24 protein-coding genes and 1 tRNA gene are annotated in these 23,390 nt (G+C 71.2%); 10 read left to right on the top strand and 15 right to left on the bottom strand.

Going from position 1 to position 23,390, the window contains the following annotated elements; translation table 11 throughout:
* Window positions 1–51: 51 nt before the first annotated feature.
* Window positions 52–1,050, bottom strand: coding sequence for a zinc-dependent alcohol dehydrogenase (locus tag STRVI_RS31235; RefSeq protein ID WP_014059564.1), 999 nt, complete (start codon window positions 1,048–1,050; stop codon window positions 52–54).
* A 119-nt stretch (window positions 1,051–1,169) separates the two neighbouring features.
* On the opposite strand from STRVI_RS31235, the gene STRVI_RS31230 reads away from it, so the two are divergent.
* The gene (locus STRVI_RS31230) at window positions 1,170–1,913 is read left to right on the top strand and encodes a CDP-alcohol phosphatidyltransferase family protein (RefSeq protein ID WP_014059563.1); all 744 of its coding nucleotides are present in this window, start codon (window positions 1,170–1,172) and stop codon (window positions 1,911–1,913) included.
* Window positions 1,914–1,941: 28 nt separating this feature from the next.
* Here the strand turns inward: STRVI_RS31230 and STRVI_RS31225 are convergent, their stop codons facing one another.
* A complete protein-coding gene (locus STRVI_RS31225; RefSeq protein ID WP_014059562.1) occupies window positions 1,942–2,649 on the bottom strand; it encodes an SDR family NAD(P)-dependent oxidoreductase in 708 nt (235 codons plus the stop codon).
* 158 nt (window positions 2,650–2,807) lie between these two features.
* On the opposite strand from STRVI_RS31225, the gene STRVI_RS31220 reads away from it, so the two are divergent.
* From STRVI_RS31220 to STRVI_RS31205, 5 genes are all read left to right on the top strand, one after another.
* Window positions 2,808–4,016: an RNA-guided endonuclease InsQ/TnpB family protein gene (locus STRVI_RS31220; RefSeq protein WP_014059561.1), complete on the top strand. Its 1,209-nt coding sequence runs from the start codon at window positions 2,808–2,810 to the stop codon at window positions 4,014–4,016.
* A 120-nt stretch (window positions 4,017–4,136) separates the two neighbouring features.
* Window positions 4,137–4,976, top strand: a complete 840-nt coding sequence (locus STRVI_RS31215; RefSeq protein WP_014059560.1) for a helix-turn-helix transcriptional regulator — start codon at window positions 4,137–4,139, stop codon at window positions 4,974–4,976.
* Window positions 4,977–5,201: 225 nt separating this feature from the next.
* Entirely contained in the window at window positions 5,202–5,360 is a 159-nt protein-coding gene (locus STRVI_RS53030) for a hypothetical protein (RefSeq protein WP_014059559.1), read from the top strand.
* Window positions 5,357–5,905 carry a sigma-70 family RNA polymerase sigma factor gene (locus tag STRVI_RS31210; RefSeq protein ID WP_014059558.1) on the top strand — a complete coding sequence of 183 codons (549 nt, stop codon included), beginning with the start codon at window positions 5,357–5,359 and terminating at the stop codon, window positions 5,903–5,905. Before STRVI_RS53030 ends, STRVI_RS31210 begins: the two co-directional genes overlap by 4 nt.
* Entirely contained in the window at window positions 5,902–6,699 is a 798-nt protein-coding gene (locus STRVI_RS31205) for a hypothetical protein (protein WP_014059557.1), read from the top strand. The genes STRVI_RS31210 and STRVI_RS31205 overlap by 4 nt, the downstream gene beginning before the upstream one ends.
* 31 nt (window positions 6,700–6,730) lie before the next feature.
* Here the strand turns inward: STRVI_RS31205 and STRVI_RS31200 are convergent, their stop codons facing one another.
* The 9 genes from STRVI_RS31200 to STRVI_RS31165 form a co-directional block, all read right to left on the bottom strand.
* Window positions 6,731–7,180: a hypothetical protein gene (locus tag STRVI_RS31200; protein ID WP_435532632.1), complete on the bottom strand. Its 450-nt coding sequence runs from the start codon at window positions 7,178–7,180 to the stop codon at window positions 6,731–6,733.
* A gap of 126 nt (window positions 7,181–7,306) precedes the next feature.
* Window positions 7,307–7,975 (bottom strand): potassium-transporting ATPase subunit C, encoded by a 669-nt coding sequence (locus STRVI_RS31195; RefSeq protein ID WP_014059556.1) that lies wholly within the window; start codon window positions 7,973–7,975, stop codon window positions 7,307–7,309.
* Between the two features lie 5 nt (window positions 7,976–7,980).
* Window positions 7,981–10,119 (bottom strand): potassium-transporting ATPase subunit KdpB, encoded by a 2,139-nt coding sequence (gene kdpB, locus STRVI_RS31190; protein ID WP_014059555.1) that lies wholly within the window; start codon window positions 10,117–10,119, stop codon window positions 7,981–7,983.
* Entirely contained in the window at window positions 10,119–11,780 is a 1,662-nt protein-coding gene (kdpA, locus tag STRVI_RS31185; protein WP_014059554.1) for a potassium-transporting ATPase subunit KdpA, read from the bottom strand. The genes kdpB and kdpA overlap by 1 nt, the downstream gene beginning before the upstream one ends.
* 32 nt (window positions 11,781–11,812) lie before the next feature.
* Entirely contained in the window at window positions 11,813–11,902 is a 90-nt protein-coding gene (kdpF, locus tag STRVI_RS47135) for a K(+)-transporting ATPase subunit F (protein ID WP_043236837.1), read from the bottom strand.
* Window positions 11,899–12,108: a hypothetical protein gene (locus tag STRVI_RS52220; RefSeq protein WP_150112938.1), complete on the bottom strand. Its 210-nt coding sequence runs from the start codon at window positions 12,106–12,108 to the stop codon at window positions 11,899–11,901. The genes kdpF and STRVI_RS52220 overlap by 4 nt, the downstream gene beginning before the upstream one ends.
* A 99-nt stretch (window positions 12,109–12,207) precedes the next feature.
* Entirely contained in the window at window positions 12,208–12,801 is a 594-nt protein-coding gene (locus STRVI_RS31175; RefSeq protein WP_014059553.1) for a TetR/AcrR family transcriptional regulator, read from the bottom strand.
* Between the two features lie 129 nt (window positions 12,802–12,930).
* Window positions 12,931–13,779: an oxidoreductase gene (locus tag STRVI_RS31170; RefSeq protein ID WP_014059552.1), complete on the bottom strand. Its 849-nt coding sequence runs from the start codon at window positions 13,777–13,779 to the stop codon at window positions 12,931–12,933.
* 168 nt (window positions 13,780–13,947) lie between these two features.
* Window positions 13,948–14,796 carry a helix-turn-helix transcriptional regulator gene (locus STRVI_RS31165; RefSeq protein WP_014059551.1) on the bottom strand — a complete coding sequence of 283 codons (849 nt, stop codon included), beginning with the start codon at window positions 14,794–14,796 and terminating at the stop codon, window positions 13,948–13,950.
* 86 nt (window positions 14,797–14,882) lie between these two features.
* Between STRVI_RS31165 and STRVI_RS31160 the strand changes: the two genes are divergently transcribed.
* Window positions 14,883–15,665 carry an SDR family NAD(P)-dependent oxidoreductase gene (locus tag STRVI_RS31160; protein WP_014059550.1) on the top strand — a complete coding sequence of 261 codons (783 nt, stop codon included), beginning with the start codon at window positions 14,883–14,885 and terminating at the stop codon, window positions 15,663–15,665.
* Between the two features lie 89 nt (window positions 15,666–15,754).
* Here STRVI_RS31160 and STRVI_RS31155 read toward each other — a convergent pair.
* A tRNA-Leu gene (locus tag STRVI_RS31155) sits at window positions 15,755–15,842 on the bottom strand.
* A 233-nt stretch (window positions 15,843–16,075) separates the two neighbouring features.
* On the opposite strand from STRVI_RS31155, the gene STRVI_RS31150 reads away from it, so the two are divergent.
* Both STRVI_RS31150 and STRVI_RS53790 read left to right on the top strand, forming a co-directional pair.
* Entirely contained in the window at window positions 16,076–17,413 is a 1,338-nt protein-coding gene (locus tag STRVI_RS31150; RefSeq protein WP_014059549.1) for a M20/M25/M40 family metallo-hydrolase, read from the top strand.
* Window positions 17,414–17,740: 327 nt separating this feature from the next.
* Window positions 17,741–18,718 carry a chaplin gene (locus STRVI_RS53790; protein WP_014059548.1) on the top strand — a complete coding sequence of 326 codons (978 nt, stop codon included), beginning with the start codon at window positions 17,741–17,743 and terminating at the stop codon, window positions 18,716–18,718.
* 224 nt (window positions 18,719–18,942) lie between these two features.
* Here STRVI_RS53790 and STRVI_RS49045 read toward each other — a convergent pair whose 3' ends face one another.
* On the bottom strand, window positions 18,943–19,131 hold the full coding sequence (locus STRVI_RS49045; RefSeq protein ID WP_014059547.1) for a DUF5703 family protein: 189 nt from the start codon (window positions 19,129–19,131) through the stop codon (window positions 18,943–18,945).
* Window positions 19,132–19,178: 47 nt separating this feature from the next.
* On the opposite strand from STRVI_RS49045, the gene STRVI_RS31140 reads away from it, so the two are divergent.
* Complete coding sequence (locus tag STRVI_RS31140; protein WP_014059546.1) at window positions 19,179–19,862, top strand: hypothetical protein; 684 nt, start codon at window positions 19,179–19,181, stop codon at window positions 19,860–19,862.
* A 112-nt stretch (window positions 19,863–19,974) separates the two neighbouring features.
* Here the strand turns inward: STRVI_RS31140 and STRVI_RS31135 are convergent, their stop codons facing one another.
* Both STRVI_RS31135 and STRVI_RS31130 read right to left on the bottom strand, forming a co-directional pair.
* Window positions 19,975–22,386, bottom strand: coding sequence for a helix-hairpin-helix domain-containing protein (locus tag STRVI_RS31135; RefSeq protein ID WP_014059545.1), 2,412 nt, complete (start codon window positions 22,384–22,386; stop codon window positions 19,975–19,977).
* Window positions 22,383–23,363 (bottom strand): aldo/keto reductase, encoded by a 981-nt coding sequence (locus STRVI_RS31130; protein WP_043236834.1) that lies wholly within the window; start codon window positions 23,361–23,363, stop codon window positions 22,383–22,385. The genes STRVI_RS31135 and STRVI_RS31130 overlap by 4 nt, the downstream gene beginning before the upstream one ends.
* Window positions 23,364–23,390 lie beyond the last annotated feature (27 nt).

Below are 23,390 nucleotides of genomic sequence, written 5' to 3'. Positions count from 1 at the left end.
GGGCCCTCGGCCGGGGCACGCCTTCTAGTACGGCCGTCACGTTCCCCGTGTTCAGACGGATGACACAGCAGATTCCGCGCCGTAGCGAACCCGGTGGCACAGCCCCGGAATCTCCCCGGAGGCCAGCCCCGGCAGCACCTGAGGAAGCTCCTCGAAACCGCATTCGCCGGTGACAAGGGCGTCGAAGGCCGGATCGGCGAGCAGTTCGAGCGCCAGCGCCATCCGGTCGCCGTAACCGCGGCGGGTGCCCCGCGCCGGTGAGACCGTGCCCACCTGGCTGGCGCGCACCGTCAGCCGGCGGGAGTGGAAGGCTTCCCCGAGCGGCAGGCTGATCCGCCGGTCCCCGTACCAGCTCAGCTCCAGCACGGTGCCCTCCGGGGCGAGGAGCTCCAGCGAGCGCGCGAGCCCCTGTTCGGTGGCGCTGGCGTGGACGACCAGATCGAGGTCGCCCGCCGCCTCCTCGGGGAGCGCGAAGTCCACCCCGAGCGCCCGCGCGACCTCGGCGCGCGCCGGCTCGGCGTCCACCAGTTGCACCCGTACGGCGGGGAACCGCGCCAGCACCGCCGCCACGGAGGCGCCCACCATCCCCGCCCCCACCACGGCGATCCGGTCGCCCAGCAGGGGCGCGGCGTCCCACGCCGCGTTCACCGCGGTCTCCACCGTCCCCGCCAGCACGGCGCGCGGGGCGGGCACACCCTCCGGCACCGGGGTCACCGCGCTCGCCGGGACCACATAGTGGGTCTGATGCGGATACAGACAGAAGACGGTGCGCCCCAGCAGGGACGCGGGCCCCTCCTCGACCAGACCCACATTGAGATAGCCGTACTTGACCGGCCCGGGGAACTCACCGTCCTGGAACGGCGCGCGCATCGCGGTGTGCTGACTCTCCGGTACGCCACCGCGGAAGACCAGGGTCTCCGTACCGCGGCTCACCCCCGAGCACAGCGTGCGCACCACCACGTCCTTGGGCCCGGGGTCGGGCAGGGCCACCTCCCGTATCTCGCCACGGCCGGGGGAGCGGAGCCAGAAGGCGCGGGCGGTGCGCGTCATACGACGTTCTCCAAAGGGGGCTGAACAATCGGGCGGTGGCTCACGTACCGGTGACCATGAAGCCGCGAACACGGTACGCGGCACCCATCCACTCCGCCACACAGCCCGGAGGGTGCACGGTGGCCCTGAACAATCCCTACAACACGACGCTGGTGCGGAACGAGACGGCCGCGGGCGCGGCCGCGCAGTTGCTGCTGCTCGTGCTGCTCGGCACGGCGCTCGATCTGGGACCCGTGGGCTGGCTGACCGGCCTGGCCTTCGCGGTCGCCACCTGGGCGGTGCTCACCCGCGCCCTGTCGCGGCACTGGCTCGCCTCCTTCGGCGCGGCCAACCGCGTCACCCTCGCGCGGGCCACGCTCGTCGGCGGGGTGACCGCGCTGGTCGCGGACTCCTTCGAGAGCCCGCCGCCGGTCACCGTCCTGGTGGCCCTCACCGCGGTCGCGCTGCTCCTGGACGCGGTCGACGGCCAGGTGGCCCGCCGCACCGGCACCTCGTCCTCCCTGGGCGCGCGGTTCGACATGGAGGTCGACGCCGTCCTCATCCTGGTGCTCAGCGTCTACGTGGCCACCTCGCTCGGCCCCTGGGTGCTGCTGATCGGCGCCATGCGCTACGTCTTCGTCGCCGCGGCCCGGGTGCTGCCCTGGCTGAACGGCCGGCTCCCCCCGAGCACGGCCCGCAAGACGGTGGCCGCGCTCCAGGGTGTGCTGCTGCTGGTCGTCGGCGCCGACGTGCTGCCCTACGCGCTGGCCTTCGGCGCCGCCCTGCTCGCCCTGACCCTGCTGAGCTGGTCCTTCGCCCGCGACATCAGGTGGCTGTGGCGCACCCGGGACAGTCGGCCCGAGGTGAGCGTGGGGGCCCGGTGAGGGCGGCACCCCGGACCGGTCCGCTGCTCTACCAGGGGAGAGCGCCCTCGATGTCGAAGTACCCTCCCGTCGGGCCGTCGGGCCCCACCTGGGCCATCCGGACGATGATCTCGGCGCCCTCCTCGACGGTCTGGTGGCCGGTGTGCGCGTTGAGGTCCGTCGCGGTGTAGCCGGGCTCGACGGCGTTGATCCGCATCTGCGGGAACGCCTTCGCGTACTGCACGGTGATCATGTTGACCGTGGCCTTCGACGCCGGATAGCTGACTCCCGGATAGGCGTGCGTCGGGTCGTCCGGGGTGGAGACCCGCTCCAGCGAGGCCAGCCCGCTGCTGACATTGACCACGACCGGGGCGGCGGACCGCCGCAGCAGCGGCAGGAAGGCGTGGGTGACCCGCACCACGCCGAAGACGTTCGTCTCGAACACCGTCCGCATCATGTCGGCGGTGACCTCGGCGGCGCCGATCACCCCGCCGTCCGGCGTCCGCGCCTCGATACCGGCGTTGTTGATCAGCACATCCAGCCCGCCGTCGGCCTCGATGGTCTTGGCCGCGGCGGCCACGGACGCGTCATCGGTGACATCGAGGACGACCAGCCGCGCCCCCAGCCGCTCGGCGGCCCGGCGGCCGCGCTCGGCGTCCCGGCTGCCGAGGTAGACGGTGTGTCCCGCGGCGATCAGTCGGCGGGCGGTCTCGAAGCCGAGACCCTTGTTGGCTCCGGTGATAAGTGTTGTCGTCATCGGGACTCCTTCGTGGATACCCCGGCCTTCAGCCGGGGGAGGAAGCGAAGCTCCTGCGGAGCGGGGCAGGGAATGGCGATTCGCCGCCAAAGCGATTCGGTGTCTGCGGTCTCCGGCCGACACCTGCCCCTCACACGGGAGCTGATAGAGTGTGAGGCATGGCGCAGCAGGTCAAGCGGGCGTTCAAGTACCGCTTTTACCCCACGGACGAGCAGGCGGCTGAGCTGTCGCGCACGTTCGGCTGTGTCCGCCTCGTGTACAACAAGGCGTTGGAGGAGCGCACGCGGGCCTGGTACGGCGAGCAGCGTCGCATCTCCTACGTGCAGTCCTCCGCCGCGCTGACGGAGTGGAAGAAGAACGAGGAACTGGCCTTCCTGGCGGAGGTGTCCTCGGTCCCGCTCCAGCAGGCGCTGCGCCATCTTCAGGCGGCGTTCGGGAACTTCTTCGCCCAGCGTGCGAAGTACCCGCGGTACAAGTCGCGGAAGACGTCGCGGGCGTCGGCCGAGTACACGCGCAGTGCCTTCACGTGGCGCGAGGGGCGCCTGACGCTGGCGAAGACGGCCGGGCCGCTGGACATCCGCTGGTCGCGTCCTCTCCCGGAGGGTGCGGAGCCGACGACGGTGACGGTGTCCCGTGACGCTGCCGGGCGCTGGTTCGTCTCCCTGCTCGTCGAGGACACCATCGTCCCGGCCCCCGTCACGAGTGCGGCGGTCGGCCTGGACGCCGGGGTCACCTCCCTGGTGACCCTGTCCACCGGGGAGAAGATCGCCAACCCCCGGCATGAGCGCCGCGACCGGGCCCGCCTGGCGAAGGCGCAGCGGGAGCTGTCCCGGAAGGCGAAGGGCTCGGCGAACCGGGAGAAGGCCCGCCGCCGCGTCGCCAAGGTGCACGCGCGGATCACCGACCGGCGCCGGGACTTCCTGCACAAGCTGACCACTCGGCTCGTCCGTGAGAACCAAACGGTCGTGATCGAGGACCTCACCGTCCGTAACCTGCTGAAGAACGGCCGCCTCGCGCGCGCCATCTCGGACGCGGCCTGGACGGACCTGCGCATGATGCTGGAGTACAAGTGCGCCTGGTACGGGCGTGAACTCGTCACGGTCGACCGCTGGTTCCCCAGCTCGAAGCTGTGTGGTAACTGTGGCACGGTCCGCGGGAAGCTGCCGCTGAACGTCCGTGAGTGGACGTGTGACTGCGGCACTGTGCATGACCGCGACGTGAACGCGGCACGCAATATCCTGGCCGCCGGGCTGGCGGCGTCTGCCTGTGGAGACGGTGTAAGACCTCAACGGGAGTCCTCCCGGACGGGGCAGTCGTCGGTGAAGCAGGAACCCCAGCGGGCGACCGCTGGAATCCCCCGCCTTTAAGCGGAGGAGGAAGTCAAGTCTCCAGGCTGCGCCCGGGGGCGTGGGGGCAGCCAGCCGCCCCGTCTTCCTGGGACCGCGAGTACCAGGAAGGGTCCCGGCCCGCGGTGCACACTGGTGGTCATGGCGACCACGGAGTTCGGGCAGGCGGTACGGCGCTGGCGGGACCGGGTCCCGCCGGAGGCCGCCGGGCTGACGTCCGGCGGGCAGCGGCGTGCGGCCGGGCTGCGCCGCGAGGAGCTGGCGTTGCTGGCCGGGATCTCCGTCGACTACGTCACCCGCCTCGAACAGGGCCGGGCCGCCCATCCCTCGTCCCAGGTCGTCGAGGCGCTGGCCAGGGCGCTGCGGCTGTCGGGGGACGAGCGCGCCCACCTCTTCCGGCTGGCCGGGCTGGCGCCACCGGGCCCGGAGACGGTGCCGGCGTACATCACCCCGAGCGTCCAGCGGCTGCTGGACCGGCTGACCGGAACACCGGTCGCCGTGAGCGACGCGTCCTGGACGCTGCTCATGGCCAATCCGCCGTACGTGGCACTGAGGGGCGATCCGTCCCGGTGGCGCGGCAACGAGCGCAACGGAGTCTGGCGCCACTTCGTCGGCGAGGACAGCGGATCCCGGCAGACGCATGAGGCCCGCAGCGAGTTCCAGGCCGCGCTGGTCGCCGATCTCCGCACGGCCGCCGCCCGCTACCCGGCCGACCAGCGGCTGCGGCAGCTTGTCGCGGAGCTGCGCGCGAACAGCGAGCGGTTCGCCGAGCTGTGGGACTCCGGCACCGTCGGCCGTCATGAGGCGTCGCGCAAGACCATCGACCATCCGCGGGTGGGCTCGCTGATGCTGGACTGCGATGTGCTCACGGTGGCGGGCAGCGATCTGCGCATCGTGGTGTACACCGCCGAGCCCGGCACCGAGGACGCGGAACGCCTCGCCCTGCTCACCGTGCTCGGCACTCAGTCACTCACCGGCTAGCCCGCCCCTCGTACGGCGGCGCGATCGGGGCCGGATCAACAGACTGGGCCCATATGTTTTTCATATTTGCGTAATTGGATCGATGCGTTCCGTAAGATTTTAAGCTCATCCGATGCACGAACCGGCGTCCGTGAGCGCTATCTGAAACAGAGAGCGCAACACCGCGCACTCGCGGGGCGTGTGGGGGCCACCCCTCGTACAACGAACAGAAGGACAACGAAGTCCGTGAATCTTCAAACCGTGGTGAACGTCGTCACCGCCGTACTCGTCGCGCGGGTATTCGGCAGTGACGCCATCGCCCTCCTGCGCCGCGCGGCCGCGATGGGAGTCCGCGTCGGCGTATCGGAACTGCATCGCAGCGACCGGGAGGGAGGGGAGCGGTGACCAACGAATTCCTGCGCTCGCGCGAAACCACCTCGATGACCACCGGACTCCCCGCGGACTTCCGTGCCTTCCACCAGCTCCACCGGAAGGCGTACATCGACCGGGCCGTGGTCTACCTCGGCAACCACGCGGACGCCGAAGAGGCCGTCGACGCGGCCTTCGAACAACTCCTGCGCTGCTGGCCCAAGGTGCTGAGCACGGAGAACCCGGCAGCCTACGCCTGGAAGGTGATGAAGAACCGGGCCATCGACCTCGCCCGCGCCCGCAACCGCGGACCCGCCCTCCTGGACAACGCGACCTTCGAGACCGCGATGCTCAGGGACGCGGTCGACCCCATCGCCGTACTCGAGGAGAGCCTGAACCTCTACCAGGCCATCAAGAAGCTCCCCGAGCGCCAGCAGGACGTGGTCATCCTGCTCCACTGCCGCGGCTACAGCGTCGCCGAGACCGCCACCCACCTCGGCATCACCGAGGCCGGCGTCCGCTCCACCGCCCGCTACGCCCGCCGCCGCCTGCAACAACTCCTGGCCAAGGAGGACCGATGACCTCAGCCATTGACCGCATCCTCGCGCGGGCCCTGCTCAACCCCACCCCTCCCATCGACTTCGAGGCCGCCGAGGCCCGGCTCGCCATCCGCCACGCCGACCCCGGCGGCGCCCCGCCCCGGGAGCGCCCTCCGCAGCACGCCCAGCGGACATCCGCGGCCGCCGGAGCCGCGGCGCCGGGCGTGGACGAACGGATGGCGCAGGACCTGCACACGCTGTGCGAGGCGATCATCGCCCGCCCCGACGCCCTGACCCAGCTTCGGGACTTCCTCACCCGCCGCATCCTCGAACCGCCCGGCTCCCGCGTCCTGGGCTGCGTCCTGCAACTGGCCGGACATGAGGACCACGCCCAGTTCTGGTGGCAGTTCGCCGCCGGCGCCGGTGACCCCGCCGCCGCGTACTGCCTCTACCTCCACCACATGGCCCTGGGCGAGGACGGCCAGGCGCACGCCTGGCTCGAGTGGTGGCACGAGCAGGCGGGCAACGACATCCCGCCGGTCACCGACACCGTGGAGGACTGGGCCGCCACCGACCATGAGATGGCCGCCGCCCTCCGCATCCTGCACGGCCTGAAAAGGGAGCAGGAGGTGCCGCCCGCCACCACGGCCGTCATCCACTACGTCGCCCGGGCCGTCGACTTCACCGACGACCCCGACATCGATCTCCCCCTGCCCGAACCGGGGTTCGCCGACCGCATCGAAGACCTCACCGCCGCCGAAACCACCACGGCCACCGTGCCCTCGCCCGACCGGGCCGTACTGCCCGAGCGGCCGCGCAGCGGTTCCCCCGCGTAGCCGCTCACCCGCGTAGCCGCTCACTCGCGTATCACCAGGTGAAGGCGAGTCGCCTTCCCGGTCGGCCGGGAGCCGGCACCGGGCCGGTGTGCCGGACGAATCCCTTGCCGGGCGCGCCGACCTCCTCCGCCGGCCAGTTGGCGGCGTCGATGAGCCGGGTCAGGCCGATTCCGGTGCGCACCCCCGCCAGTTCCAAAAGCCGCACCGCGTCCTCGGTGCACACACCGCCGCCGTGGGTGCCGGGCATGGCGGGATGGCCGCCGCTGCCGGCGAGCGAGGTGTCGAGGGTACGGACACCCAGCTCCAGCAGGGGGAGCAGGGCCGCCAAGCCCATCCCGCGCCCGTCGTGGATCTGCACGGTGAGGCGGTCGGCGGGCACATGCGCGAGCGCGGCGGTGACGAGTTCACGGATCTGCGGCGGCGCCGCGTAGCCGACGGAGTCCGCGAGGATCCAGTGGTCCACCCCGATGTCGAGGAGCAGCCGGGCCAGCGGCTCGAGGTCCGCGCCGGAGCGGGCGGGGCCGGTGGGGCCACCCCAGGCGAAGTTGAAGCGGCCGGAGGGAGAGAGAATGTCCCCGGCCCCCGCTTCTCGGGGCGCGTAGCGCCGTCAGCGCTGGGCCACGAGGCCCTTGAGCGCGATGTTGAGTTCGAGGACGTTCACCCGCGGCTCGCCGATGAAGCCGATCGTGCGGCCCTCGGTCTTGTCCTCGACCAGCTTCTCCACCTGGGCGACGGACAGCCCGTTCCGCTCCGCGACCCGGTGGATCTGGATCTCGGCGTAGCGCGGGGAGATGTCCGGGTCCAGGCCGGAGCCGGAGGACGTCACCGCGTCGGCGGGGACCTGGGACGGCCTGACGGTGTAGCCGGGCACCGAGTTGTTCTTCACGACCGCGGCCTTGGCGTCCTTGACCTGCTGGAGCAGGTCCTTGCTGTCGGCGGAGAGGTTGGTGGCCCCGGACAGCAGCAGCGTGTACTGGGTGTTGAAGCTGTTGGTGCCGAGGCCGTTCGCCGGGCGCCCCTGGAACCACTTCAGATCGGGGTCAGGGGTCTCGTGACCCTTCTTCAACGGCAGGTTGTACGGCTGCCCGGTCAGGGAAGAGCCGACGACCTTGCCGTCCGCCGTGATCTCGGAGCCGTTCGCCTTGTCGTGGAACAGCCCCTGGGCGATGCCGGTGACCACCAGCGGGTAGATGACGCCCGTGACCAGGGTCAGCACGAGGAGGGCCCGTAGGCCGGCCCCGAACAGCCGGGCGGTGTTCATGACGGAATGGTTCATGGCGGTCAGCCGATCCCGGGAATGACGGAGATGAGCAGGTCGATGATCTTGATGCCGATGAAGGGCGCTATCAGGCCGCCGAGGGCGTAGATCCCGAGGTTGCGCCGCAGCATCTTGTCGGCGCTCATCGGCCGGTAGCGCACGCCCCGCAGGGCCAGCGGCACCAGCGCGATGATGATCAGCGCATTGAAGATCACTGCGGACAGGATCGCCGAGTCCGGCGACGACAACCGCATGATGTTCAGCTTGTCCAGGCCCGGGTGGACCGCCGCGAACAGCGCCGGGATGATCGCGAAGTACTTCGCGACATCGTTGGCGATGGAGAAGGTGGTCAGCGCGCCACGGGTGATCAGCAACTGCTTGCCGATCTCCACGATCTCGATCAGCTTGGTCGGATTGGAGTCGAGGTCGACCATGTTGCCGGCCTCCTTGGCGGCCGACGTACCGGTGTTCATCGCCACCCCGACGTCCGCCTGGGCCAGCGCCGGGGCGTCGTTGGTGCCGTCGCCGGTCATCGCGACCAGCTTGCCGCCCGCCTGCTCCCGCTTGATCAGGGCCATCTTGTCCTCGGGAGTGGCCTCGGCGAGGAAGTCGTCGACGCCCGCCTCCTCGGCGATGGCCTTGGCCGTCAGCGGGTTGTCACCCGTGATCATGACGGTCTTGATGCCCATGCGGCGCAGCTCGTCGAACCGCTCGCGCATGCCCTCCTTGACCACGTCCTTGAGGTGGATGACGCCCAGCACCCGCGCCCCGTCGGCGTCCTGGACCGCCACCAGCAGCGGGGTGCCGCCGGCCTCGGAGATCCGGTGGGCGATCCGGTCCGCGTCCTCGGCGACCGTGCCGCCCCGCTCCCGGACCCAGGCGATGACCGAACCGGCCGCGCCCTTGCGGATCTTCCGCTCGCCGACGTCTACACCCGACATCCGGGTCTGCGCGGTGAACTCGATCCACTCGGCGCCCACCAGTTCGCCCTGGTGGCGCTCGCGCAGCCCGTACTTCTCCTTCGCCAGGACGACGATGGACCGGCCCTCGGGGGTCTCGTCGGCCAGCGAGGAGAGCTGGGCGGCGTCGGCGACCTCGGCCTCGGTGGTGCCGCGCACCGGCGCGAACTCCGCCGCCTGCCGGTTGCCCAGGGTGATCGTGCCGGTCTTGTCCAGCAGCAGTGTGGAGACGTCACCGGCGGCCTCGACCGCCCGGCCCGACATCGCCAGCACGTTCCGCTGCACCAGCCGGTCCATGCCCGCGATGCCGATCGCCGACAGCAGCGCGCCGATCGTCGTCGGGATCAGGCAGACCAGCAGCGCCACCAGCACCACCATCGTCAGATGCGTGCCCGCGTAATCGGCGAACGGCGGCAGCGTGACGCAGGCGAGCAGGAACACGACCGTCAGCGAGGCGAGCAGGATGTTCAGCGCGATCTCGTTCGGCGTCTTCTGCCGGGCGGCGCCCTCCACCAGGTTGATCATCCGGTCGATGAAGGTCTCGCCCGGTTTGGTGGTGATCCTGATGACGATGCGGTCGGACAGCACCTTGGTGCCGCCGGTCACGGCCGAACGGTCGCCGCCGGACTCGCGGATGACCGGCGCCGACTCGCCGGTGATGGCCGACTCGTCGACCGAGGCGACGCCCTCCACCACATCGCCGTCGCCGGGGATCACATCGCCGGCCTCGCAGACCACCAGGTCACCGATCTTCAGCCCGGTGCCGGGGATCCGCTCCTCGGCCGTGCCGTCCGCCGCCAGCCGCCGGGCCACCGTGTCGGTCTTGGCCTTGCGCAGGGTGTCGGCCTGCGCCTTGCCACGCCCCTCGGCGACCGCCTCCGCCAGATTGGCGAAGATCACGGTCAGCCACAGCCAGGCGCTGATCGCCCAGCCGAACCAGTCGCCCGGATCCTGACACGAGAACACGGTGGTCAGCACGGACCCGACCAGCACGACGAACATCACGGGCGACTTCACCATCACCCGCGGGTCCAGCTTGCGGAAGGCGTCCGGCAGCGACTTCAGGAGCTGTCCGGGGTCGAAGAGGCCCGCGCCGACACGGTCCTCGGCCGGGCTGTGCCCGGTGGGAACGCCGCCTCGCGGCGCCCTGGTCGGAGTGGCAGTGGACATGGAGTCCTCGTGGTTTTCTGTGCGGGTGGTCATCACGCCAGCCCCTCGGCCAGCGGCCCCAGCGCCAGCGCCGGGAAGTACGTCAGGCCGGTGGTGATCAGGATCGCGCCCACCAGCAACCCCGTGAACAGCGGTTTCTCGGTGCGCAGCGTGCCCGCGGTGGCCGGCACCGGCTTCTGCTCGGCGAGCGAGCCCGCGAGCGCCAGGACGAAGACCATGGGCACGAACCGGCCGAGCAGCATCGCGAGACCGGTCATGGTGTTGAACCAGTCGGTGTTCGCGTTCAGGCCCGCGAAGGCGGAGCCGTTGTTGTTCGAGGCGGAGGTGAACGCGTACAGCACCTCGGAGAAGCCGTGCGCACCGGAGTTGAGCATCGAGTTCGGCGGCGTCCGCAGGGCCATGGAGGCGGCGGTGAAGGTCAGGACCAGCGCCGGGGTGACCAGGATGTAGCAGGCCGCCAGCTTCATCTCGCGGGCGCCGATCTTCTTGCCCAGATACTCGGGCGTACGGCCGACCATCAGCCCGGCGATGAACACCGCGATGATCGCCATGATCAGCATGCCGTAGAGGCCGGAGCCCACCCCACCGGGCGCGATCTCGCCCAGCATCATGCCGAGCATGGTGATGCCGCCGCCCAGGCCCGTGAAGGAGGAGTGGAAGGAGTCCACCGCTCCGGTCGAGGTGAGCGTGGTCGACACCCCGAAGAGCGCCGAGGCGCCGACACCGAAGCGGGCCTCCTTGCCCTCCATCGCGCCACCGGCGGCCTCAAGGGCCGGGCCGTGGTGGGCGAACTCGGTCCACATCATCAGGGCGACGAAGCCGACCCAGATGGTGACCATGGTCGCCAGGATCGCGTAACCCTGCTTGACCGAGCCGACCATGATGCCGAAGGTGCGGGTCAGCGCCAGCGGGATGACCAGGATCAGGAAGATCTCGAAGAGGTTGGTGAACGGGGTCGGGTTCTCGAACGGGTGGGCGCTGTTGGCGTTGAAGTAACCGCCGCCGTTGGTGCCCAGCTCCTTGATGGCCTCCTGCGAGGCCACGGCCCCGCCGTTCCACTGCTGCGAGCCGCCCATGAACTGGCCCACCTCGTGGATGCCCGAGAAGTTCTGGAGGGCACCGCAGGCGACCAGCACGACGGCGGCGATCGCCGCGCCCGGCACCAGGACGCGGACCGTGCCGCGCACCAGATCGGCCCAGAAGTTGCCGAGCTCACCGGTGCGCGAGCGCGCGAAGCCGCGCACCAGCGCCACCGCGACGGCGATGCCGACGGCGGCCGAGACGAAGTTCTGCACGGCAAGACCGGCGGTCTGCACGACGTGGCCCATGGCCTGCTCGCCGTAGTACGACTGCCAGTTGGTGTTCGTCACGAAGGACGCGGCCGTGTCGAAGGCCTGCGCGGGCTCGATCGAGGAGAACCCGAGCGAACCGGGCAGGCTGCCCTGCAGCCGCTGCAGCAGATACAGGAAGAGCACACCGGCCGCCGAGAAGGCCAGCACCCCGCGCAGGTACGAGGCCCAGCGCATCTCGGTGTCGGGGTTGGCACCGATGCCCTTGTAGATCCACTTCTCCACGCGCCAGTGCTTCTCGGAGGAGTAGACCTTGGCCATGTAGTTGCCGAGGGGGACGTAGGCGAGCGCCAGCGCCCCTATGAGGGCGAGCAGTTGGAGCACGCCCGCGACTACGGGACCCATGCCTCCCGCCGCGGTAGCGGTCGATGTCACCGTCAGAACCTCTCCGGGAAGATCAGGGCGAGGACGAGATAGCCCAACAGGGCGACGGTGACGACGAGGCCGACGGCGTTTTCGACGGTCACAGCTTCGTCACCCCTTTGGCGACAAAGGCCACCAGCGCGAACACCGCGAGCGTGGTGACGACGAAGGCCACATCGGCCATCGCGAACTCCTGGAAAGAGGTCGGGGGAATCCGCGAGTGGCGGATCGGACGGGTTGTCGGTAGAAGAAAACCCGGCCCGTGGCTGGATCCGAGCGTCGTTGACGGGTCCCATACGCCGATCCGCACCCCCTTGACGCGACCCTTACGGGCGCTGGGGCGAGGGATGAGGGTGTTCGCTGTGCCCGTGCCCAGGTCTCCGGGTGCGCGTCGAGGACCGAGCCATGATCACTTCATGACACGGCGCCAGATCTCGACGGTGGTCACGGTCGCCTGGGCGAGATCTTCCCCGGGCGAGCAGGCGGCGCGGTAGAAGGTGCGTTCCGTCATCCAGCACAGTGCGCGGGCCAGCGCGGCGGCTCCGCCGGGGCCGTCCTCATCCGGGATCCCCGCCCGCCTCAGCACCTGCGTCATGGCCCGGGCGAAGGCGTCGACCGTGTCGTGCCAGGCGGATCCGACCACCGGATGCAGCGCGGAGTAGTCCACAGCCGCCCGCATGACGGTGCCGTGTTCGCGCCAGACCCGCTCCACCCCGTGGACGGCCCGTTCCATGACATCGACGGGCGGGGATGCCGCGTCCTGCGCCGTGCTGTCGGCCGCGGCCCGGATGGTGCGCATGGTGCGCTCGACGAGAGCGGCGAGGACCTCGTGCTTGTTGCCGAAGTAGAAGTAGAGGGAGCCGCGTGAGATCCCGGCGCCTTTGGCGATCGCCTCGACCGTCAGCTCCTCGAGGCTCGTGTGCTCGAGCAGCGCTTCGGCGGCGTCCAGAAGGGCCTGCTCGCGCAGGTCTCCCTTCCTCGGGGCGGCACTGCGCCTTCCCACTGCGGTCTCCCCTGATCGACTCTCCCGAGCACTGTACTTCCGCCGGACACGGGCCCACGGCATGGCCGTTGTCCGGCCGGGGACCACGCGCTCCCCACGGCCTTCAGCGACCGCGTCCCGGCACGGTGATCAGCCCTTGAGCTGGGCTCCGTCGGGGAAGTCGGTGCTCCGCGACAGCTTCTCCCAGGTGCGGATGTCGTCGTCCACCGCCTGCCGGGCCGCCGTGACCAGGCGCAGCGCGTCCGAGCCCAGCACCAGGTGGGCAGGGGGCTCGGGGACGTCGAGGATGTGCAGCACCGCTTCGGCGGCGCTCCGCGGATTGCCGAGCTGGTTGCCACTGGCCTTGACCCGCGCCTCGCGGATCGGTGTGAACAACGCGTCGTAGTCGGCGATGGCACGTTCGGCACGGGTCATCGACCGCCCGGCCCAGTCCGTACGGAACGAACCGGGCTCGATGGCCGTGACGTGGATGCCGAACGCGGCGACCTCCTTGCGGATGCTCTCGAGCATGCCCTCCAGCGCGAACTTGCTCCCGCAGTACGCCGACATGCCGGGCACCGCCATCAGGCCGCCCATGGACGTCACCGCCATCAGGTGGCCCGCGCGCCGCTTGCGCATATGGGGAAGGACGGCCTGCAGAGTCGCCGCGGCACCGAAGACGTTGGTCGCGAACTGCGCCCGGACCGCCGACAGCGGTGTCTCCTCGAAGATCCCCTCCAGGCCGTAACCCGCGTTGGCGATGGCCACATCGAGTGGACCGACAGTCGACTCGACCTCGTCTACCACGGCGCATACGGCCTCGTCATCGGTGACATCCAACTGACGCGCATGGGCCCGTCCCGGCGCCAGGGCCTCGAACGCCGCCATATCGGCCTCCCGGCGAACGGTGCCGACCACCGAGTGCCCCGACGCGAGGGCTCCCTCGGCGAACGCCCGACCCAGCCCGCTGCTCACACCGGTGATCAGGAAGGTCTTCATATCCACTCACATCCCTTGGCCGCGGCAGCCGCGCCGCGGGTACGATCCGGCCTCTCTCACTGAAAATCTACATCGCGTCGATTTTTTTCGCCACAGCGCAGAAAATTCGCCACGGCGCAGAAAAGGCGGTGCGGGCGCGGGCCAAGGCCGAGAACCGGGCCGTGTTCGCTACCGCAGAGACTCACCGGCCTCGGCCAGCACATTCAGCAGGGCCAGCGCCTCGGCGCCAGGGGATCCCGGCGGCGCGCTGTAGAGCACGAGGTGCTGGTCGTGGTCGGTGAGCGCGAGCGAGTCGCAGTCGACGGTGATCTCCCCGACGACCGGGTGGTGGAAGGTCTTCGTGAGCACCGGCGCGGCCTGTACGTCGTGCCGCTCCCAGAGCCGGGCGAAGTCGGGGCTGGCGTCGCGGAGCTCGTCGACGAGGCCGGTCACCGCGGGATCCGTCGGGTAGCGGGCGAGGGTGGCACGGAGCTCCATGACGACGTGGTGCCGGAACTCGGCGGCGTCGGAGATCCCGTACAGCGGAGTGTCAGGTGGCACCGGCCCGAGGAATGCCCGGCGCGCGAGATTGCGGTCCCTTGGGTCGAGCCCGGCGAAGTCCTCCATGAGCGCGGCCGCGAGGTCGTTCCACGCGAGCACCTCGAACGCGGCGGATATCACGAAAGCGGCCGTCTGCGGCAGCCGCTCGAGGAGCGCGAGGATGCTCGGGCGGACGTCGCGCCGGTGCACCCGGGTACGAGTCGGCGCGGTACCCGCGAGGACGTGGAGGTGGTCGGACTCGGCGTCGGTGAGCCGCAGCGCGCCCGCGATCCCGGCGAGGACCTCGCCCGACGGCCGCGGCGCCCTGCCCTGCTCGAGCCGGACGTAGTACTCCGTGGAGATGTGCGCGAGGACCGCTGCCTCCTCGCGGCGCAGACCCGGTGTCCGGCGTCGCGGTCCGGAGGGAAGGCCGACATCCTGCGGCCGCAGCCGCTCGCGCCGACTACGGAGGAACGCCCCGAGCTCCTGCCTGTTCATACCCCAAGTCTGCACGCCGCGCGGCCACGGATCCTGGTACAGCCTGTGCCTGCATCCGGCCCGGAGGCCGGACTGACACTGTCGTCATGACGAACAACACCGACATCGCACCCATCGGCCTGCTCACCGGCAAGGTCGTGTTCATCACCGGCGCCAGCCGCGGCATCGGGGCGGCCGCGGCCCGGCTCTTCGCCGCCGAGGGCGCCGCCGTCGTGCTCGCCGCCCGCAGCACGGACGCGCTCGACCGCATCGTCACCGAGGTCCGCGCCGACGGAGGCGTCGCCGACGCCGTCCCCCTGGACCTCGCCGACCGTGCGAGCGTCCGCGCGGCGGTCGACCGCGTCGAGGAGCTGCACGGACGGCTCGACGGCGCGTTCAACAACGGCGCGGCGATCCAGCAGCCCGGCCCGCTCGAGACCACGAGTGACGAGGACATCGACGAGCAGTTCGCCGTGAATTTCCGCTCGCACTGGACCGCCATGACCGCCGAGGCCGCACTCATGCGCCACAACGGTGGTGGGGCGATCGTCAACACCTCGAGCATCGGCAGCCGCCGCGCGAACCCCGCCCTCCCCGCATACGGCGCCATGAAGCGCGCCCTCAACAGCATCACCGAGACCGCGGCCGTGACCTGGGGCCCTCAGGGCGTCCGAGTGAACGGCATCACCCCCGGCGGCACCGCCACGGAGATGATCGACGCGTGGGAGGCGGTATCCCCGGGCATCATCGAGCGCATTAACGCGGCGACCCCACTCGGCCGCATGGCCGAGCCCAGCGAGGTGGCCGAGGTGGCCGCGTGGCTGCTCAGTGACCGTGCCTCGATGGTGACCGGCGCGATCGTGCCGGTCGACGGGGGCGCCGGCGCCTGAGAAGGGGGGCGCGCCAGGCTGTTGGTCACGTGGTTGGTCACGCCACCGTCCTGGAAAACAGAAAACCCCACGTGGAGTGGGGTCTGAGCTGGTGTCCGAGGGGGGACTTGAACCCCCACGCCCGATAAAGGGCACTAGCACCTCAAGCTAGCGCGTCTGCCATTCCGCCACCCGGACCAGGTGTCTGCCGGTCGGCCCGCGGCCGTTCCGACGTGGAAAACCATAGCAAACATCGGGACGTGCTCGATCACAGCCGGTCGCGCCTCCGCGGCCGCGCTGTGTGACGGGGGCATGACGGCGGTATTGCAGCCTTGGGCTGGGCGGGCGAGCGGAGGAGGATGGGCGGGTGACCCCTGCCGCGGGGGTCCGTACCTGGGCGTCCCGCGGCAGCGCAACGACGAGGAGGCATCGTGAGTGAGTCGCTTTCGGGCGCGACGACGACCGGAACGGTCAGGGGCGAGGACGAGGTGGTCGACCTCTGCCGTGACCTGATCCGGATCGACACCAGTAACTATGGCGACCACTCCGGCCCCGGTGAGCGCGCGGCCGCCGAGTACGTCGCCGAGAAGCTCGCCGAGGTGGGGCTCGAACCGAAGATCTTCGAGTCGCACAAGGGCAGGGCGTCGACCGTGGCGCGGATCGAGGGGGAGGATCCGTCCCGTCCGGCGCTGCTCATCCACGGCCACACCGACGTCGTACCGGCCAACGCCGAGGACTGGACCCACCACCCCTTCTCCGGCGAGATCGTGGACGACTGCGTCTGGGGCCGGGGCGCGGTGGACATGAAGGACATGGACGCGATGACGCTCGCGGTCGTCCGGGACCGGCTGCGCAGCGGCCGCAAGCCCCCGCGCGACATCGTGCTGGCCTTCCTCGCCGATGAGGAGGCGGGCGGGGTCTACGGGGCCAAGCACCTGGTCAACAACCACCCCGACCTCTTCGAGGGCGTGACGGAGGCGATCGGCGAGGTCGGCGGCTTCTCCTTCACCGTCAACGAGGATCTGCGGCTCTATCTGATCGAGACCGCGCAGAAGGGCATGCACTGGATGCGGCTCACGGTGGACGGCACCGCGGGGCACGGCTCCATGACCAACAACGACAACGCCATCACGGAGCTGACGGAGGCGGTCGGGCGGCTCGGGCGGCACAAGTTCCCGGTGCGGGTCACCAAGACCGTACGGTCCTTCCTGGACGAGCTGTCCGATGCGCTCGGCACCCCGCTCGACCCGGAGAACATGGACGAGACGCTGGCCAAGCTGGGCGGCATCGCGAAGATCATCGGGGCCACGCTCCAGAACACCGCCGCCCCGACCATGCTCGACGCCGGCTACAAGGTCAACGTCATTCCGGGGCAGGCCACGGCGCATGTGGACGGGCGCTTCCTGCCGGGGTTCGAGGAGGAGTTCCTGACCGACCTCGACCGCATCCTCGGCCCGCGGGTCAAGCGGGAGGACGTGCACGCGGACAAGGCGCTGGAGACCAACTTCGACGGGGCGCTGGTCGATGCCATGCAGTCGGCGCTGAAGGCCGAGGACCCGATCGCCCGCGCCGTGCCGTACTGCCTCTCGGGCGGTACGGACGCGAAGTCCTTCGACGACCTCGGCATCCGCTGCTTCGGCTTCGCGCCGCTGCGGCTGCCCCCCGAGCTGGACTTCGCCGGGATGTTCCACGGGGTCGACGAACGGGTGCCGGTGGACGGGCTGAAGTTCGGCGTGCGGGTGCTGGACCGGTTCCTGGACGCCTGCTGAAGGCTGCACGAACGGCCTAATCGATCACACATACCGAAGGAACCAAAAAGGGTGAATGGTGTCGTAGCTTGATAGCTTGATTGCTCCTTCCTCGTTACATGGTGTGTGCGGCCCGTAACCGGGCCGCGGTGCCGACAAGGGGTGGTGCTGTACCCCGCCTTCGGCAACTACCGCATCGATCACGTGACATCGGGTCACGGTCCACCGGGGTGTGAGCCCCGGGCGGTTTCGGAGTGTGCGTGCTCCGGGACGCCCGGGGATGGGGGTGCGGGCGAGATCGCCCGCGCGCACTCCGGCCGGGACGGAAGGCTAGGGGAGCAGACAGTTATGCGACAGGTTGCGAAAAAGGGCCTGATCACCGTAGCCGCGGCGAGCGGCGTTCTCGCCGTGACCGGCGGTTACGCCCAGGCGGCGGGTCCGGGGGCCGATGGTGGCGCCGCGTACTCGTCGGGCGTCGTCTCGGGCAACAACATCCAGGTCCCGGTGCATGTGCCGGTGAATCTGTGTGGCAACACGGTGAGCGTCATCGGCGTCTTCAACGGTGCCGGTGGGGGGCGGTGCGGCGGCGGTTCGGACGACTCGTCCGGCGGTGGCGGTACCCAGGCCGGCGGTCCGCAGGCGCAGGGCAGCGCCAGTGACTCGTCGGGGGTCGGCTCCGGCAACAACATCCAGGCCCCGATCGGCGTTCCGGTCAATGTGTGCGGGAACAACATCAGCGCGGTCGGGTTCGGCAACACCAGCGACGGCGGCGACTGCACTGAGACGGTCCCGGCGGTGCCGGAGAACCCTGGCAACCCGGGTAACCCTGGCAACCCGGGTAACCCTGGCAACCCGGGTAACCCTGGCAACCCGGGTAACCCTGGGAATCCGGGTAACCCCGGCAATCCTGGGAATCCGGGTAACCCTGGGAATCCGGGTAACCCTGGGAATCCGGGTGACCCTGGGAATCCGGGTGACCCTGGGAACCCGGGTAACCCTGGGAACCCGGGTAACCCTGGGAACCCCGGCAACCCTGGGAACCCGGGTAACCCTGGCAACCCCGGGCAGCCCGGTGAGCCGGGCAACCCCGGCAATCCTGGCAACCCCAGTAACCCCGGGGGCTCGAACCCCGGTGGCGGTGACTCGGACGACCCCGCTGAGCAGGCGGGAAACCACGGCCTCGACCCGTCCGCGAACCTCGGCGGCAAGGAGCAGCTCGCGCACACCGGTGCCGGCGGCCCCGTCGAGCTGGCGATTCCGGCCGCCGCGGGCCTGCTGCTGGCGGGCACGGTGCTCTACCGACGGGCCCGCGCCGCGCAGCGCTGATCACACATCGCGCTGCCAAGTGCGACGGGTGGGACAGACAGGTGAGACAGGTCGAGATCGTGCCGTGCGGTGGTCGTAACGCCTCACTCGCCGGGCACCGCCTACCGCGCACCGCACCTCGCATGCCACGCATCACACACCGGATCTCCTACGCCGGGTGACCGTGGCGTCACTCACGGCGGGCCCCGCACCGAGCGGGGCCCGCTCCGTCGTGTACCGGCCCGCTACCAGGTGGCCCGGAGCTGGCGGATGATCCGGCGCCGCAATCGCACTCTGCGGCTGCCGTCGGGGTTGAGTCTCAGGCGATCCAACTCCCAGTGTCCGTACTCAGCATGGTCGGTGAGCAGGCGGGTAGTGGCCTTGCGGGAAACCCCGCGCGGCACATACACATCACAGAATTCGTATTCCGGCATCGCATCTATTGTGCGGGAACTGCCCTGCTACGGATAGCGTCTGCACTATGTCTGATGCTGCGCAGCCATCCGCTGCCGAGGTACGCGCCGCTGCCGAAGCGGTGAAAGCCGCACTGGATCGTCACCTCGACGCTGTCGAACGCCGGTCGGGGGAAGGCGATCCGGCCGTCTACGCCGCGTTCAACGAACTGGCCGCGGCAGCCGAGGTCTACGACGAGCTGCTCTATGACGCCTACGACGAGGTGACGCCCTTCGAGATCCCTGGTGACGACCGCCTCCCCGCCTATGCCGGGCCGGAGGAGCCGAGCGCGCTGAGCGTGCTGATCCGCAGGGACTACGTCGTCGTCGAACCGCAGCGGCTGCTCTCGCAGGCGCAGCGGATCGCTGACCTGGATCCGGACATCGACACAGGGAGCGACAGGCAGGGCGGCGGCGCGGCCGCCGGAGAGAGTGTGCACACCGCCTTGGGCGTGGTCTTCGGCGAGTTCGAGGCGGATGAGATCGCCTCTCGCCACAAGGAGTTCGGCCTCGAGGAGGGCGACTCCACGCTCTGGGTGGTGGCGGCCGAGGAGCCCCCGGAGCCGGGGGAGTGGCTCTCGGCCCCCTTCGACCAGGCGGATCCGCATATGGTCGTGTGCCGCTTCGACATGAGCTCGGTCTTCGACGAGGAGCTCGAGGACGAAGAGCTCGAGGACGAGGACGAGCTGGAGGTGCTGGAACCGGGTAGCTGAGCATCACGGCTCCGGACCGATCACCCGGCCCCGGATCGCCCCGCCTCAGGGTGGGACGATCCGGGGCCGTGGTGTTCCCGGGGCCTGTCGCGGGCCGCGGCCGGGCCGCCGGTCAGCCCGCGGACCCGGCCGGGACCTGGGCCTGGAGCAGGGCGCGCAGCCGTGTGGTGCGCTCCTTGAAGGGGATCTCCGCCACTGCCCGGGGCAGCGCCGCGTCCGCGCCGTGGACCACCGACAGATGGCGCTCACCGCGGCTGAAGGCCGTGTAGATCCAGGCGCGGGTCAGCCCCGCCGTGGCGTCGCCCGGCAGCACCACCACGGCCGCGGGCCAGCGCGCTCCGGCCGCCTGGTGCGCGGTGAGGGCCCAGCCGTGCCGCACTAGCTCGCCGACCTCCGTGGGCGGCACCACGACGGGGGTGCCCGCGCAGTCCAGACGCAGCCCCTCGGCGTCCGCCGAGACCACGGTGCCGGGCACCGTACGGCCCGGGGCCGGGGTGTACGCCACGCGGTCGCCCGGGTCGAAGCCGCCGAACCGGCCGGGGCCGGGGTTGAGCCGGGTCTTCAGTGCGGCGTTGAGCGCGCGGGTGCCGGCCGCGCCACCGTGGCCCGGGGTGATCACCTGGGTCTGCTCGGCCGGGATGCCGATCGCACGGGGCACCGAGTCGGCCACGAGCTGCACGGTGCGGTGCACCGCCTCGCCCGCGTCCCGCACGGGCACGATCACGACCTCCTTGCCGGGCGCCTCCACCTGGTTGAGCTCGCCGATCCCGATCCCCGAGACCAGTTCGCCGATCGGGCCCGGGTCGGGGGTGCGGGAGACGACCTGCGGGCAGCGGCGGGCCGCCACCAGATCCGCGAAGACCCGGCCGGGGCCGGCCGACCACAGCACCCCGGGATCCCCGCTCAGCACCAGACGGGCGCCGTCCGGCAGCGACTCGACGAGCATCGCGGCCGTTTCCACATCGAGCTGCGGGGCGTCCAGCACGGCGAGCAGATCGAGCGCGAGCGCGCCCTCCTCGTCGCGTCCGGGGCCCTCGGCGTCGGCCAGCAGCCCGGCGACGGTGACGGCCGCAGAGGCGGCCTCCGGATCCGCGGGGGCGGTCTCCGGGGCGGCACCCTGGGCCTCGCTCAGCAAGGCGGCCAGCCGCCGCCTGCCGTCCTCGCTGTGCGCCGCCGCGTAGGCCCGCAGGCCCAGGGCGCGGGCGGCGGCGACCAGTGCCGCCGGTTCGGCGCGCGCCGCCTCGGCACCGCTGTGGGCGACCAGGCCGTGGGCCGCGACCGTACGGATCAGCTCCGCGGCGGAAGCGGTCGGCGCGGCGGCGGCCGCGCTCTCCCACTCGGGCGCGCCGGGGCCGCCCGTGGGCGGCTCGCCGTCCGCCGCGCCGCCCTGTGACGGGGCGAAGGTGCTCGCCAGCCGGGCGAGAGCGTCGGCCAGGCTCTCCTCCGCCAGGGCATAGCGGTCCAGCCCCAGCAGCACCCGCACCGGCTGCTCGGCGTCCTCGTCGTCGGCCGCCTGGGGACGGGCCCCCGGCGGGGCGTCGATCGCGTCCTGGAACACCAGCACCGCGCCCTCCGCGATCGCGGTGCGCAGTGCCTCGTCCGGGTCCGGGACGGACACCTTGGCGAGCGCGTCGCGCAGCGTGGACGACTCCAGGGCGGTGTGTCCTTCGAGGGCGGCGCGCTCCAGCAGCCAGCCGGTGAGCGCCAGCGCACGGCGCTCGTCGCCGGGCTCGCAGTCCGGGCCGAGGAGGGAGCGGGCGAAGCCGTCCGCCTGTTCGGGGCGCACACCGGGCACGGCCAGCAACTGCCACGGGTCCTCGCGCAGCGCCTCGGCTGCACGCTCCCCGAGCGTTTCGGCGACCGGCTCGGCCAGGGTCTCGGGGGCTCCGCCCGCCGCGAGCACCTGCCGGACGTCCCCGCTGCCGGGGACCTCGCCCCCTGGCCCGGACGCCGGACGGGCCGACGGCGGGCGCACGGGAGCGGGCGCGGGGGCGGGAGCCGCCGCACGGGGCTGCTCGCGCACGGGCGCGGCGGGTGCGGCGGGTGCGGCGGGCGCCGCCGGACGGCGCGCGGGGGCGTCGCTGAAGAACGACGCCGCCGACCGCTCACCGCTCTCCACGGCCCGTACAGCGGCGGCCAACGCCTCAGCCGCCGCCGACCGCCGCCCCTTCCCGCCCGCCCCGTCACTGGGGGCAGCCGGGCCCTGCTCGCGGTCGCCGCTCCCGCCGTGGGTGCCGCCCGTTCCGGCGGCGGGAGCCTCGGTGGCGTCGGCCCCGCCTCGTCCGGCGGGCACTGCGGTCGCAGCCCCCGCGTCGTTCCGGGCCGCCCCCGAGGGGGCGCCCGCGCCGCCGGGCGCGCTGTGGTCGCCCGGGGTGTGGTCCGGGTCCGGCCCGGCGGTGGCGGGGCCTCCGGGGCCGCCCGGGTCCGGGGTCCCGGGCCCGCCCGGCTCCGCCGGCTCGGCGGGATTGGGCTCGGCCTCCTCGGGCGCGGATGCGGCCTCGCCGGCGAGGCGGTCGGTACTCACAGCGTGCTCCAGTCCTGATCGGGATAGCGGTGCACGGGCGCCGACACATCGTCGAGCGCCTGGCAGATCTCGTCCGGAAGACTAAGGCTCTCCGCCGACAACGCCGCTCTCAGCTGCTGTGCGTTGCGCGCGCCGACGATCGGCGCGGTGACACCCGGACGGTCGCGGACCCAGGCGAGTGCCACATTGAGGGCGGTGGTCGCCAGGCCGTCGGCGGCTATGGCGCCCGCCTCGACGATCCGGCTCGCCTCCTCGTCCAGATACGGGGCGACGAAGGCCGCGAGCTCGGAGGCGCCGCGCGAGTCGGCGGGTGTCGTATGGCGGTACTTGCCGGTGAGCACACCGCGACCGAGCGGCGAGGACGGCAGCAGCCCGACGCCGAGGTCGAGGGCGGCGGGCAGCACCTCGCGCTCCACACCGCGCTGGAGCAGCGAATACTCCATCTGCGTGCTGGCCAGCCGGGTGTGCGCGCCGGAGGAGGCAAGCTGCCAGGTGGCGGCTTTCGCGAGCTGCCAGCCGCTGAAGTTGGACACCCCCACATAGCGGGCCCGGCCGCTGCTGACCGCGATGTCGAGCGCCTGCAAGGTCTCCTCGAGCGGGGTGAACGGATCGAAGGCGTGCACCTGCCACAGGTCGACATAGTCCGTGCCCAGCCGCTCCAGGGAGGCGTCCAGCGCGCCCAGCAGATGGCCGCGCGAACCGTCGAAGCGGCGGTCGGGATCGGGCACGCTGCCGGCCTTGGTGGCGATCTGCAGATCGCGCCGCGGCAACAGCCCCTCCAGTAACTGCCCCAGGAGGTATTCGGCGCCGCCGTCCGCGTAGACATCCGCGGTGTCGACCAGTGTCCCGCCCGCCTCCCAGAACGCCTTGAGCTGATCCGCGGCGTCGTGTTCGTCCGTGGCCCGCCCCCATGTGAGCGTGCCGAGCCCGAGCCGGGAGACGCGCAGGCCCGTGCGGCCGAGGTGCCTTAGCTCCATGAACGTCGAGATTACTGTCCGGAAAGC

Origin of the sequence: Streptomyces violaceusniger Tu 4113, assembly GCF_000147815.2 — a bacterium.
Lineage (GTDB): Bacteria > Actinomycetota > Actinomycetes > Streptomycetales > Streptomycetaceae > Streptomyces > Streptomyces violaceusniger_A.
This window is presented reverse-complemented; position numbering and strand designations above follow the sequence as displayed.

Excerpts from the sequence above, each read along its gene's own strand:
- STRVI_RS31130 (WP_043236834.1), bottom strand. The coding sequence starts at position 23,363 with ATGGAGCTAAGGCACCTCGGCCGCACGGGCCTGCGCGTCTCCCGGCTC.
- STRVI_RS31205 (WP_014059557.1), top strand. The coding sequence starts at position 5,902 with ATGACCTCAGCCATTGACCGCATCCTCGCGCGGGCCCTGCTCAACCCC.
- STRVI_RS31215 (WP_014059560.1), top strand. The coding sequence starts at position 4,137 with ATGGCGACCACGGAGTTCGGGCAGGCGGTACGGCGCTGGCGGGACCGG.
- kdpB (WP_014059555.1), bottom strand. The coding sequence starts at position 10,119 with ATGACCACCCGCACAGAAAACCACGAGGACTCCATGTCCACTGCCACT.
- kdpA (WP_014059554.1), bottom strand. The coding sequence starts at position 11,780 with ATGGGTCCCGTAGTCGCGGGCGTGCTCCAACTGCTCGCCCTCATAGGG.
- STRVI_RS31170 (WP_014059552.1), bottom strand. The coding sequence starts at position 13,779 with ATGAAGACCTTCCTGATCACCGGTGTGAGCAGCGGGCTGGGTCGGGCG.
- STRVI_RS31140 (WP_014059546.1), top strand. The coding sequence starts at position 19,179 with ATGTCTGATGCTGCGCAGCCATCCGCTGCCGAGGTACGCGCCGCTGCC.
- STRVI_RS49045 (WP_014059547.1), bottom strand. The coding sequence starts at position 19,131 with ATGCCGGAATACGAATTCTGTGATGTGTATGTGCCGCGCGGGGTTTCC.
- STRVI_RS53790 (WP_014059548.1), top strand. The coding sequence starts at position 17,741 with ATGCGACAGGTTGCGAAAAAGGGCCTGATCACCGTAGCCGCGGCGAGC.
- STRVI_RS31160 (WP_014059550.1), top strand. The coding sequence starts at position 14,883 with ATGACGAACAACACCGACATCGCACCCATCGGCCTGCTCACCGGCAAG.
- STRVI_RS31235 (WP_014059564.1), bottom strand. The coding sequence starts at position 1,050 with ATGACGCGCACCGCCCGCGCCTTCTGGCTCCGCTCCCCCGGCCGTGGC.
- STRVI_RS31165 (WP_014059551.1), bottom strand. The coding sequence starts at position 14,796 with ATGAACAGGCAGGAGCTCGGGGCGTTCCTCCGTAGTCGGCGCGAGCGG.
- STRVI_RS31220 (WP_014059561.1), top strand. The coding sequence starts at position 2,808 with ATGGCGCAGCAGGTCAAGCGGGCGTTCAAGTACCGCTTTTACCCCACG.
- STRVI_RS31195 (WP_014059556.1), bottom strand. The coding sequence starts at position 7,975 with ATGAACCATTCCGTCATGAACACCGCCCGGCTGTTCGGGGCCGGCCTA.
- STRVI_RS31225 (WP_014059562.1), bottom strand. The coding sequence starts at position 2,649 with ATGACGACAACACTTATCACCGGAGCCAACAAGGGTCTCGGCTTCGAG.